This window comes from Paraburkholderia franconis, assembly GCF_009362735.1.
GTDB lineage: Bacteria > Pseudomonadota > Gammaproteobacteria > Burkholderiales > Burkholderiaceae > Paraburkholderia > Paraburkholderia franconis.
This window is the reverse complement of sequence record NZ_WHNP01000033.1, coordinates 56,793-68,621: the sequence shown is the minus strand read 5'-3', so window position 1 is coordinate 68,621 and position 11,829 is coordinate 56,793. Positions and strand designations below refer to the sequence as shown.

Sequence of the window (11,829 nt, the reverse complement as noted above, 5' to 3'; positions counted from 1 at the left end):
GCATGAACCGTGTGTGATTCGTGCGCTTCGACCGACGCGGCGGCGCGTGCCGCTGCGATGCAAGCAGAAGCAGCGAAGGCGGAGGAACAGATGACAGCCTATTTGAGCGTGCAGCAGGTTTCCAAGCGGTTCAACGACACGCCCGTTCTGACGGATATCGATCTCGGCGTGAAGAAGGGCGAGATGCTTTGTTTTCTGGGGCCGTCGGGATGCGGCAAGACGACGTTGCTGCGCATCATCGCGGGACTGGAGACGCAGAGCACCGGCCGCATCATGCAGGACGGCCGCGACATCTCGCGTCTGCCGCCGCAGCTTCGCGACTACGGCATCGTGTTCCAGTCATACGCGTTGTTTCCGAACCTCACGATATTCGACAACGTCGCGTACGGCCTCGTGAATCGCAAGATGAAGCGCGCGGCGATTGCCGAGCGGGTGAATGAACTGCTCGCGCTCGTCGGCTTGCCCGACGCGCATCGCAAGCATCCGGACCAGTTGTCGGGCGGCCAGCAGCAGCGCATTGCGCTCGCGCGTGCGCTTGCCACTTCACCGGGACTGCTGCTGCTCGACGAGCCGCTGTCCGCACTCGATGCGCGCGTGCGTGTGCGGCTTCGCCAGGAAATTCGCCAGTTGCAGCAGCGCCTCGGCGTCACGACGATCATGGTCACGCACGATCAGGAAGAGGCGCTGTCGATGGCCGATCGCATCGTCGTGATGAATCATGGCGCGATCGAGCAGATCGGCACGCCGCATGAAATCTATCGCGAGCCCGCGTCGCCTTTCGTCGCGGATTTCATCGGCAAGGTCAACATGATTCCCGCCGAGGTGATGAACGACGGCACGCTGAAGGCGGGCGAGATCGGCTTGCGCTACGGATGCGGCACGGCGCAGCCCGCGCCGGGTTCGAAGGTTTCCGCATTCGTGCGTCCCGAAGACATTCACATCGGCATGCCAGGCGGCGCGCCGGACAACCTGCTGGCCGCTCGCGTCGAAAAGCTCGAGTTTCTCGGCGCATTCTGTCGTGTCAGCTTCAAGGTCGACGGACTGGCTGGGCAGGAGATCGTCGCGGATCTGTCGTTTCATGAGATGCGCCGCACGGGCTTGGAAACGGGTGCGCGCTTCGATCTCGCCATCAACCGCGAAAACGTGTGCGTGTTCACGGCCGCGAAGGAGCGTCTGCAATGAGCGCCGTTCTGATCGAACGCCGTGCCGGCGAAGAAGCGCACGCCGAAGTGCGGCAAATCACGCATTGGCATGACCGGATCGGGCAGCTGGCGCTTCTGCTGATGTGCGCGCTGCTCGCTATGTTCCTGCTGTTGCCGCTTGCACTCGTGATCGGCAAATGCTTTGTCGATGCGGACGGGCACTTCATCGGCCTTGCGAACTTCAGCGGCTATCTGGCGAACAGTGCCGTGTGGACGTCGGCGCTCCATTCGGTCGCCGTTGCCTGCACGGTCACATCGATCGTCATTCCGATGGCGTTCACGTTTGCCTATGCACTCACGCGCTCCTGCATGCCGATGAAAAACGCGGTGCGCACGGTCGCGTTGCTGCCGTTGCTCGCGCCGACGTTGTTGTCCGCCGTGTCCTTCATCTACTGGTTCGGCAATTCGGGCATCCTGAAGCCGCTGCTGCACGGACACTCGATCTACGGTTTCGGGGGCATCGTATGCAGCCTCGTCTACGCAGCGTTCCCACACGTGCTGATGATTCTCGTGACGGCGCTGTCGCTATCCGACGGACGCCTGTATGAAGCCGCCGACGCGATGGGCACGCGCCGTTTGCGCAAGTTCATGACGATCACGCTGCCGGGCGCGAAGTACGGCCTGATCAGCGCGACGATGGTGTCGTTCACGATCTGCATCAACGACTTTGGCGTTCCTGTCGTGATCGGCGGACCGTACACGGTGCTGTCGACGGATATCTACAAGCTCATCATCGGCTTGCAGGATTTCAATCGCAGCGCGGTGGTCAGTTTGCTGTTGCTGTGTCCCGCGCTGGTTGCATTCGCCGTCGACTTCTTCATTCGACGCAAGCAGCAGTCGCAGCTCGGCGCGCGCTCGACGCCGTTCCAGCCGAAGCCATCACGGGGCTTCGACATGGCAATGCTCGCGTATTGCGCTGTCGTGTGCCTGTTGATGATGGCCGTGGTGGGCATTTCAGTGTTCGCGTCGTTCGTCAAGTTCTGGCCGTATCAGATGAGCCTCGGCTTGCAGCACTACAAGATGGGCCTGATCGCCGCCGGCATTTTCGATGCATACAAGAACAGCCTGAAGATGGCGGCGTGCGTGGCGATCGGCGGAACGGCGATCGTGTTCGGCGGCGCGTATCTCATCGAGAAGACGCGCGGTCCGCGCTGGCTGCGCGGCTTCATCAATCTCTGCGCGATCCTGCCGATGGGCGTGCCGGGGCTCGTGCTCGGCATCAGCTACATCTTTCTCTTCAATGCGCCCGCCAACCCGCTCAATGGCCTCTATGGGACGCTGGCGCTGCTCGCGATCGTGACGGTCGTCCACTACTACTCGTCGAGTCATCTGACGGCCGTGACTGCGTTGCGGCAAATCGACAACGAGTTCGAAGCCGTTTCCGCATCGCTGAAAGTGCCGTTCTACAAGACGTTCTGGCGCGTCACGGTGCCCGTGTGCCTGCCGTCGATCTTGCAGATCGCGCGCTATCTGTTCGTCAACGGCATGACGACAGTGTCGGCTGTCGCGTTTCTCTATTCGCCGGACACACAGCCTGCATCCGTAGCCATCCTTAATCTCGACGACGCTGGACAGATCGGACCAGCCGCCGCGATGGCGACGCTCGTGCTCGTGACGGCTTCGTTTGCGTGTCTGCTGTTCGCCGGCGTTTCGCACGGCGTGTTGCGTAGAACCCAGGCATGGCGCACTTCGCGCCGTGGTTGAATCGTACTTTCACCGCGTCTATCAAGGAGCTCACGTGCACCTGTCAAGCCAACCGATTCTGCTCACTCCCGGTCCGCTCACGACATCCGACCGCACGCGCGAGGCGATGCTGCGCGATTGGGGATCGTGGGATGGCGACTTCAATGAGATCACCGCGCGCATTCGCCGCGAGACGCTGCGCATCGTGCACGGCGACGCGACGCATGAGTGCGTGCCGTTGCAGGGCAGCGGCACATTCTCCGTCGAAGCGGCGATCGGCACGATCGTTCCGCGCGACGGACATGTGCTGGTGCCGAACAACGGCGCCTATTGCCAGCGCATCGCGAAGATCTGTCGCGCGCTGGGGCGGCGTCACCAGACCATCGATTATCCGGAAGACACGCAGGTCAAACCCGCCGACATCGACCGCGCGCTCGCCGCCGATCCGGGCATCACGCACGTTGCGCTGGTTCACTGCGAAACAGGCGCAGGCGTGCTCAACCCGTTGCATGAGATCGCAATGGTGGTCGCGAAACATGGACGCAGTCTGATCGTCGATGCGATGAGTTCCTTCGGCGCGATCGATATCGACGCCCGGCAGACGCCATTCGATGCCGTCGTCGCCGCGTCGGGCAAATGCCTGGAAGGCGTGCCCGGCATGGGCTTCGTGATCGTGAGGCGCAGCACGCTTGAGCGCTGCGAAGGCAATAGCCACTCGCTCGCAATGGACCTGCACGATCAATGGGTCTACATGAATCGCACGATGCAGTGGCGCTTCACGCCGCCGACGCATGTCGTCGCCGCGCTCGATCAGGCCATCGCGCAATACAACGAGGAGGGCGGTCTCGAAGCGAGGGGCGCGCGTTATGCAGGCAACTGTCGCGCGCTGATCGAAGGCATGGGCAAGTTGGGTTTCCGGCCATTTCTCGATCAGTCGATCCAGGCGCCCATCATCGTGACGTTCCATGCGCCCGACGATCCCGCCTACGACTTCAAGACCTTCTATCAGGAGGTGAAGAAGCGCGGATACATCCTCTATCCGGGCAAGCTGACGCAGATCGAAACGTTCCGCGTCGGTTGCATCGGGCACTTCGGCAAAGCGGGTATTCCCGGTGCGGTCGCCGCGATCGCGGATACGCTGAAGGCAATGGGCATCACGCAGGTGTCACCGAAGGCGCTTGCGTGACACACGCTGCCACGCTCGAAGATTTCGTGCGCGTGATGGCGGCGAAATCTTCGAAACGGTGATGTCTTTCGACGTCACGTCATTCGGGCGAGCATTCGTGCGGCCAGTTTTGTGGCCGCACATAAGGCCGCACATAACGGTTCCATCAAGACCCGGTAACAGATGCGCGATCCTGACCGGCAGTCTCGGCCCAGCGCTCATGCGCGCGCTGCATCCTCGCAAGGCCGTGCGCGACATGTTCGCGCACGAGCGCGACCGCGTGTTCTTCTTCGCCACGAGCCAGCGCATTGACGATCTTCTCGTGTTCGGTGACGGATTCGCCGAGCGCGCCGTGATCCGTTTCGATTGCCGCCTGCCGCAACAGGCCGAGCTGGCGCACGAGATGCCGATAGGTCGAGATCAGATGCTGATTGCCGACGCCCGCGACCATTGCATCGTGCAACTGGATGTTCAGCTCGGTATAGCGCGCGAGATCGCGCGTTTTCTTCGCGGCCTTCATCGCAGCGATGATGCCTTTCAGCGTGTCGAGCGTTTCGGGCGTCATATGATTCGCGAGCCAGCGCGCGACGGACTCGTCGAGCATCGCGCGGACTTCGTATATCTCTTGCGCTTCGCGCAGCGAAACGACCCGCACCGTCACGCCACGGTTCTTTTCCGTTTTGAGCAGGCCTGCCTGTTCGAGCGCGCGAAAAGCTTCGCGCACGGGTCCTCGCGATACGTTCAGCCGCGTGGCGACTTCCACTTCATTGAGCTTTTCGCCGGGCGCAAGCTCGCCCGAAAGAATGCTGTGCTCGAGACTCTCCTGCACGAGCATCGCGAGCGAATGTCGCTGCAAGAGTTCAAAGGCGCTGGGCAGGTTGGCGCTGGTCATGGCAGTCGATGGAAGCGAAGAGCGACGGATGAACGTCTGACCTGTCAAACACTAACGTACGCGTTTGTTTATTGTCAACAACGGCGAAGGCCGGATTTAACCGCGATCGCCTTGCGCGCCGGCGGCGTCGTGCGGTCACATGTGGGGCTTCCCGCTCAATGCGCGATCGGATCGAGGCCCGTCTTGCGCACCGTCGGCTGCGCAGCCGGGGAAGCGAGGAACTGAAGCAGCGCCCGCGCCTCTTCGGGATGCAGTCGCACGCGGCGTTCGATCTGCGGCGACGCGCGGTGCGAAAAGCGGGGAAAGCTGCTTTCGCTCAGGCCTTCGCGTTGCCGGGTCGCGCCGGCCGCTTTGTCGGCGATGATCTACGCACGCCTCGCAGCAGCGATGATCGAACTTCTTCCGAACGTCGACGAAAACAAAGTGGCCGGACTCAGGTAATGGCCCCCAGTTGCCACGGCACGAACTCGTTCTGGCCGTAGCCATGCAACTCGCTTTTCGACTTCTCGCCAGAAGCGGTCGCGAGCATCAACTGGAAAATCTCCTCGCCCAACTCGTCGACGCTGCGTGTGCCGTCGATGACCGCGCCACAGTTGAGATCGATATCTTCCTGCTGCCGCTGCCAGAGCGCCGCGTTGGTTCCGAGCTTCAGCGATGGCGACGGCGCGCATCCATAGGCCGATCCGCGTCCCGTCGTAAAGCAGATCAGGTTCGCGCCGCCTGCAACCTGGCCCGTGGCGGAGACAGGATCGTAGCCGGGCGTGTCCATGAACACGAGGCCCTGCGCGTGCACCTGCTCGGCATAGCCGTACACGTCGACGAGGTTCGTCGTGCCGCCCTTGGCCACTGCGCCGAGCGATTTTTCGAGGATCGTCGTGAGGCCGCCCGCCTTGTTGCCCGCCGACGGATTGTTGTCGAGACTCGCGTCCATTCGCGCGCAGTACGCTTCCCACCAGCGGATGCGGGCGATCAGCTTCTCGCCGACTGACTGCGACACCGCGCGGCGCGTGAGCAGATGCTCGGCGCCATAGACCTCCGGCGTTTCCGAGAGAATCGCCGTGCCGCCGTGCGCGACGAGCCGGTCCACGGCTGCGCCCAATGCGGGATTCGCGCTGATGCCCGAGTAGCCATCTGAGCCGCCGCATTGCAGACCCACGACCAGATGGCTCGCGTCGACGGGTTGACGCCGCACCTGATTCGCGTCGGCGAGCATGGCCCTGATCTGCTCGATGCCCGCGGCCACCGTGCGCGCGGTGCCGCCGCTGCTCTGGATCGTCAGCGTCTTCAGCGACGCGCCTCCTTCCAGTCCTTGCCCCTGCATCAGTCCGTCGATCTGGTTGGTCTCGCAGCCCAGGCCCACGATCAGTGCAGCGGCAAAGTTCGGATGGCGTGCGTAGCCGCCGATCGTGCGCCGAAGCACGTCGAGCGCTTCGCCGTTCGCATCGATTGCACAGCCTTGGCCGTGCGTGAGGGCCACGACGCCATCGACGTTCGGATAGTCGGCGAGCGCCTGCGGGTTGATGTCCCGGCGGAAGTGATCGGCGATTGCGCGCGCGGCCGTGGCCGAGCAGTTCACCGACGTGAGTATGCCGATGTAGTTGCGCGTCGCCACGCGGCCATCGCTGCGGACGATGCCCTGAAATTGCGCGGACGGCCGCACGTGCGCGGTCGGCCGGATGTCGGCGCCGAACGCATAGTCCCGTTCGAACGAGCCGATCGCGAGGTTATGCGTGTGCACGTGCTCGCCTGGCGCAATAGGGCGCGTCGCGAATCCGATGATCTGCCCGTAGCGTCGCAAGGGCGCGCCGGTTTCGACAGCGCGTACCGCGACCTTGTGTCCAGCGGGAATCAGGCCGCGCACCGTGACGCCATCGTCGAGACGCATGCCCGCGACGAGCTGATGCCGCGCGATCACGACATCGTCAGCGGGATGCAGCCGGATGATCGGGTCCGTCGATGCGGCAGCGGCGGCAGGCGTTCCCGCTTTGAATGCCGTATTCGTTTGCATCAGAGCACTCCATGCAGGTGTCGTTGCGCAGCAGGGAACGGCACGCCGTAGCGGGCGCCGCATGCTTCCAGCGGCGCGACGATGGTGGAGTGCAGGCGCACGCCGTGCGAGAGCTGCTCGGCGCGTCGGGACATCGCACGGTCGCCAGGCAGGCGGACGGGGGCATGCTCGACGCGCGGCGGATTGCTGCGGCAAGCATCGCCTAGCCAGCCCATTTGCCGTCGCAACGCGTCGATACCGCCCAATGCGCCCGGATCGTACAGTGTCATGAGCACGGTGGCGCCCCAACCCTCGGCCGGGTCGGCGCGGCCGAACCCCGCAAGTCCGGCCGTGAGCGCCTCGATCAGCAACGCGAGACCGAATCCCTTGTGACCCGCCGACAGTCCGCCAAGCGGCAGGATCGTGCCGGGCGGGTCGGCGAACAGCACGCCAGGGTCGCGTGTCGCCTCGCCTTGCGCATTGAGCATCCAGGCTTCGTCGAACAGTTGGCCGCTCAGATGGCGGCGTGCACACATGCCGTTAGTTGTTATGGATGACGAAATATCGATCAGGATGGGTGTGGTCGAAGTGGGCACGCCGAGTGCAATCGGATTCGGTGTAAACAATGCGCGCGTTCCGCCGAAGGGCGCGACGCTCTGAACGCTCGGATCGGAGCTTGCCAGCATTATCATCAGATTCGACTCGGTGGCGCGCAACAGATAAGCGGCAAGGCACGCGATGTGATGACTGCGGCGAATGACGAGCGTCGCACTGCCGAACTCGCGCACGCGAGGGGCCAGCGTATCGATGCCGGCATGAACGAGCGCCGGTCCGGGCAGACGGCGACCGTCCCACAGCAACGTCGCGAGGCGGTCGGAGACGACTTCTGGCTTGCCGTCGCGCGTCATCGTGCCCGCTTCGAGTTGACTGAGGTAAGCGGGCAGCAGCGCGAGTCCGTGCGTATCGTGGCCCATGAGATCGCCTTCGACGAGCGTGCGTGCAACGTCCTCTGCATATCCGTTGTCAAGGCCTGCCTTGCACAGCAGTTTGCGCGCGTAGTCACGCAGCGTGCTCGCGTCGTAGCGCATCGGTTCCATCGCCATGTCTCCCGTCGTCAATGTGATGCAGCGGCTCGCACACGAGGCCGGCCATTGCGGTATCACAGCGACGATAGTCGATCGAACGAATGGTGAGAAGACGTTGATTCAACGATCAAGTATTGTGCGCTGCACGGATGCTCACCTAGACTGGCCTCGCCGATGCAGCACAGTGCCTGCTGCATCTTCTCGCTGACAACAGCGGGGATAGAGGAGAGACATCTGTGAGCAACGAGTACATCACCGACAAGGTGAAAGCCATTATCGGCGCGCAGACCGAGTGGGTTGTTTCGACACATCCGGTCGAAGCGAGCGAAGTGCGCCGCTTCCATCACGCGACGATGGACGACGCGCGTCGCTACTGGGACGAAGACTGGGCCGCGACGAGCCGCTACGGCAACGTGGTCGCGCCGCCGGGCTATCCGGTGCATGCGTTTCGGCGGCCGCCTGAGTCGCCCGATCCCCTCGACGACATGAACAAGCCGAACTATGACGGACTGAGCCGCAGCTTCAGCGGCCTGCCCGCCGTCGAAGTGGAATTGCCGCGCGACCTCAACGGCGGCTACGAATACGAGCTGTATCGCTATGCACGCGTCGGCGAGAAGGTGCTGCGCCAGGCGCGCTACAAGGACATCGTGCAGCGCGACGGCAAGAGCGGTCCGATGGTGTTCGTCATCATCGAAGAGACCTACACGACCGAGGCCGGCGAAAAGCTGCTCAAGGTCACCAACACGCAGATCATGCGCTAGGCGAGGACTGTCATGGCCGCACCATGTTTCGAAGATGTCGAGATCGGAATGGAGATTCCGCAGATCGTCAAGGGACCGATGACCACGGCGCACATCATGCGTTGGTCCGCGTCGATGGAGAACTGGCATCGCATCCACTACGACTGGCGATTCGCGACGGAGCGCGACAAGCTGCCCGACGTGATGGTCAACGGCTCGTGGAAGCAGCACATCATGCTGCAACTGCTGACGGATTGGGTCGGCGAGAGCGGCTGGGCATGGAAGCTCCAGTTCCAGTTTCGCGGCATGAACGTGCCGGGCGATGTCATTACCGCCTGGGGCCGCGTGACGGGACGCGAGCAACGCGGCGGATATGGTGTCGTGCATCTGGAGATCGGCCTGCGCAATCAGGACGGCAAGGAGAGCACGCCGGGCACCGCGACGGTCGTCTTGCCGCTGCGGCATGGCGCGCGCGTGCCGTATCCGTTCGATCCCGCCGTTCTCGAAGAGGCCGCGTGAGCGCCGCCTCCATCACGCCCGTCACGCCGCCGCGCGCGTCGGCCGACCCGTCCGCCGCTCGCGTTGCCGCGCCCCTTGCGGGCGTGCGCGTGATCGAATGGAACGGATCGATGTCGGCGTCGTTCTGCGCGCGTCTGCTGTCCGATCTCGGCGCCAATGTGTTGAAGCTCGAGCCGCCCGGCGCAGGCGATCCGCTGAGGCGAACCGGCCCATTCGCGCCGGACGCGTCCTACGGCGACGATGCTGCGCTCTTCGCCTATCTGAATCATGGCAAGGACAGCGCGACGCTCGATCCGTCGTGTCCGACGGGCGCCGCATTGCTGAATCGCCTGATCGAATCGGCTGATCTGCTGATCACGTCAGCGCACGCATCGCGCCTCGTCGAACTTCAACTCGACGGCGACACGCTGAGGCAGATCCAGCCCGCGCTCGTGACGCTCGCGGTCACGCCGTTCGGCACGCTGCCCGCGCGCGACGCGTCGACGATGCGAGCGGATGCCGATACGCTTGCCGCCTTCACCGATTTCACGCTCACGCATCATGCGGGCTACGCGTTCCATCAGGCGCGGCCGGTCCATGCGCCCAGCGAGCAGCCGCCCGTCGCTTGCGCGGATCGCGAAGTCGCGCTCGCCACCGGCGTCGCGGCCGCGAACGCCGCGCTGTGGGGCCTGCTCGAAGCACAATTGCACGGCGAGGGCCGCAGCATCGAATGCGCGGAGCTCGACGTCATCGCACATCTGCTGATCGAACCCGTCGCCGATTACGGACGCGGCGAGCGCACCTTCAGCCGCCGCCGCGAGGAACTGCAAGGCACGGAAGTCGCGGGCGGGCTGATCTGGCTTTTGCCCTGCAAGGACGGCTTCGTGATGATTTCGCCGCGCGAGGAGCATCAGTGGGAACGCTGGGTCGAGCTGCTCGGCAATCCGCCGTGGTCGCGCGATGCGGCGCTGTGCGGCGAACGTAGCGCACGCAACGAAAACTGGATGATTCTTCAGGATGAAATGTCGAAGTGGACGCGCGAGCACACGCGCGCGGATGTGTTCGAGCGCGCGCAGGCGGCGCGCGTGGCGTGCTTTCCGGTGAGCGGCGCGCGCGATCTGCTCGAGAACGCCCAACTGAAAGCGCGCCGCTTCTTCGATAGCTGGGAGGGGACGCGCAACATCCCGCTGTCGATGCCGGGTCTGCCGTTCAGCCTGCGCACGCAGTCGGGCGCCGAGCTGCCGCGCGCGCGGAAAGTGGTCTCGCCTCGCCTGGGCTCGGCCAATCGCGCGGTCTTCGAAGGGCGCCTTGGGCTATCGCCGGGTGAAATGGAAACATTGCGCCAGCAGGGAGTGGTGTGATGAGAGAAACGGGAAGGGCGGCATTGTCGGGCCTGCGCGTCATCGATTTCAGCTGGGTGCTGGCCGGTCCGATGACCACCAAGATGCTCGCGGGCATGGGCGCGGAAGTCATCAAGATCGAATCGTCGACGCGGCGCGAGCACACGCAGCGTCAGCCGTGGTGGGCCGTGGTGAACGCGGGCAAGAAGAGCTGCACGATCAATCTCAGCCGGCCGCAAGGGCCGGAGCTGTTGCGCCATCTGATCGCGCAGAGCGACATGGTGGTCGAGAACTTCTCAAACGGCGTGCTGGCGAAGTTCGGGCTCGACTATCCGACGCTGGCCGCTATCCGGCCCGATCTGATCTTCGTCTCCGCGTCCGGTACGGGCCGCGAGGGACCGCAGCGCGACGCGCTCGCCTACGGCTCGCTTTTGCAGGCCTACAGCGGCCGTGCCAGCGTGATCGGCACGCCGAACGAGCGGGTCGAGGCGATGGGCATCCTGCCCGCGTGGACCGATCCGATCACGGCGCTGTGGGAGTGCTGCGCGGTGCTCGCCGCGATCCGCCACCGGCGCATGACAGGCGAGGGCGCTTTCATCGATCTTTCGATGCTCGAGAGCACCGTCGCGCTGCTGCCCGAGTTGCTGTTCCGCGAAGCGTTGGGCAGCGATACGCCCGCCGCGAGCGGCGCTCGCGAGTGGAGCGCCGCGCCGTCCGGATGCTTTCGCTGCGCGGGCGATGACGCGTGGCTCGCCGTATCCGTCAGCGACGACGTGCAGTGGCGCGCGCTGTGCGACGCCATGCGCAAGCCGGAACTCGCCACGGACTCGCGCTTCGCCGACGCACTGGCCCGCGCCGCGCATCGTTCGCAAGCGGACGATCTGCTGGCCGCGTGGCTCGCGGACCAGCCGGCCGGCCGGGCGCTCGACGCATTGCAATCGCGCGGTGTACCGGCGGCGCGTTCGCGGCATATCGGCGAGGTGATGGAGGACCCTTATTTCGCGGAGCGCGGGTTATTTCCCGAGCTTGCCGACGGCTCGCGCAACATCGCGCTGCCGTGGCGCGACAGCGAAGGCTTTCGCGGCGACTTCGTGCCGCCGCCGCGCCTCGGCGAACACAACGATTACGTGTTCCGCGAGCTGCTGGGGCTCGATGCGAACGAAATCGAAACCTTGACGGAAGCGGGCGTGCTGCGCTGAGTGCGCTAATTGCGCCCACAAGCGCATCGGCCCGCTGA

General features: G+C 64.4%; 10 protein-coding genes and 1 pseudogene. 7 read left to right on the top strand and 4 right to left on the bottom strand.

Annotation, left to right across the window (positions count from 1 at the left end; all coding sequences use genetic code 11):
* Nucleotides 1-90 precede the first annotated feature (90 nt).
* From GCT13_RS29015 to GCT13_RS29005, 3 genes are read left to right on the top strand one after another with little or no spacing between them, the layout of a single operon-like run.
* The gene (locus tag GCT13_RS29015; protein ID WP_152763918.1) at nt 91-1,182 is read left to right on the top strand and encodes a putative 2-aminoethylphosphonate ABC transporter ATP-binding protein; all 1,092 of its coding nucleotides are present in this window, start codon (nt 91-93) and stop codon (nt 1,180-1,182) included.
* A complete protein-coding gene (locus tag GCT13_RS29010; RefSeq protein WP_152763917.1) occupies nt 1,179-2,906 on the top strand; it encodes a putative 2-aminoethylphosphonate ABC transporter permease subunit in 1,728 nt (575 codons plus the stop codon). Before GCT13_RS29015 ends, GCT13_RS29010 begins: the two co-directional genes overlap by 4 nt.
* Before the next feature lie 34 nt (nt 2,907-2,940).
* The gene (locus tag GCT13_RS29005) at nt 2,941-4,071 is read left to right on the top strand and encodes a 2-aminoethylphosphonate--pyruvate transaminase (RefSeq protein ID WP_321574689.1); all 1,131 of its coding nucleotides are present in this window, start codon (nt 2,941-2,943) and stop codon (nt 4,069-4,071) included.
* A 145-nt stretch (nt 4,072-4,216) separates the two neighbouring features.
* Here GCT13_RS29005 and GCT13_RS29000 read toward each other — a convergent pair whose 3' ends face one another.
* From GCT13_RS29000 to GCT13_RS28985, 4 genes and pseudogenes are all read right to left on the bottom strand, one after another.
* Nucleotides 4,217-4,942, bottom strand: coding sequence for a phosphonate utilization associated transcriptional regulator (locus tag GCT13_RS29000; protein WP_152763916.1), 726 nt, complete (start codon nt 4,940-4,942; stop codon nt 4,217-4,219).
* Between the two features lie 155 nt (nt 4,943-5,097).
* Nucleotides 5,098-5,193: pseudogene (locus GCT13_RS28995) on the bottom strand (ABC transporter substrate-binding protein); the annotation flags it as partial.
* A gap of 182 nt (nt 5,194-5,375) precedes the next feature.
* A complete protein-coding gene (locus GCT13_RS28990; RefSeq protein ID WP_152763915.1) occupies nt 5,376-6,950 on the bottom strand; it encodes a UxaA family hydrolase in 1,575 nt (524 codons plus the stop codon).
* Nucleotides 6,950-8,032 carry an Ldh family oxidoreductase gene (locus GCT13_RS28985; RefSeq protein WP_152763913.1) on the bottom strand — a complete coding sequence of 361 codons (1,083 nt, stop codon included), beginning with the start codon at nt 8,030-8,032 and terminating at the stop codon, nt 6,950-6,952. Before GCT13_RS28985 ends, GCT13_RS28990 begins: the two co-directional genes overlap by 1 nt.
* 218 nt (nt 8,033-8,250) lie before the next feature.
* Here GCT13_RS28985 and GCT13_RS28980 point away from each other — a divergent pair, with 218 nt between their 5' ends.
* Genes GCT13_RS28980 through GCT13_RS28965 form a run of 4 tightly spaced genes read left to right on the top strand, consistent with a single transcriptional unit; the run spans nt 8,251 to nt 11,791 of the window.
* A complete protein-coding gene (locus tag GCT13_RS28980; protein ID WP_321574688.1) occupies nt 8,251-8,775 on the top strand; it encodes an FAS1-like dehydratase domain-containing protein in 525 nt (174 codons plus the stop codon).
* A 12-nt stretch (nt 8,776-8,787) separates the two neighbouring features.
* Nucleotides 8,788-9,273, top strand: coding sequence for a MaoC family dehydratase (locus tag GCT13_RS28975; protein ID WP_152763908.1), 486 nt, complete (start codon nt 8,788-8,790; stop codon nt 9,271-9,273).
* On the top strand, nt 9,270-10,613 hold the full coding sequence (locus GCT13_RS28970) for a CaiB/BaiF CoA transferase family protein (protein ID WP_321574687.1): 1,344 nt from the start codon (nt 9,270-9,272) through the stop codon (nt 10,611-10,613). Before GCT13_RS28975 ends, GCT13_RS28970 begins: the two co-directional genes overlap by 4 nt.
* On the top strand, nt 10,613-11,791 hold the full coding sequence (locus tag GCT13_RS28965; protein WP_152763906.1) for a CaiB/BaiF CoA transferase family protein: 1,179 nt from the start codon (nt 10,613-10,615) through the stop codon (nt 11,789-11,791). The genes GCT13_RS28970 and GCT13_RS28965 overlap by 1 nt, the downstream gene beginning before the upstream one ends.
* Nucleotides 11,792-11,829 lie beyond the last annotated feature (38 nt).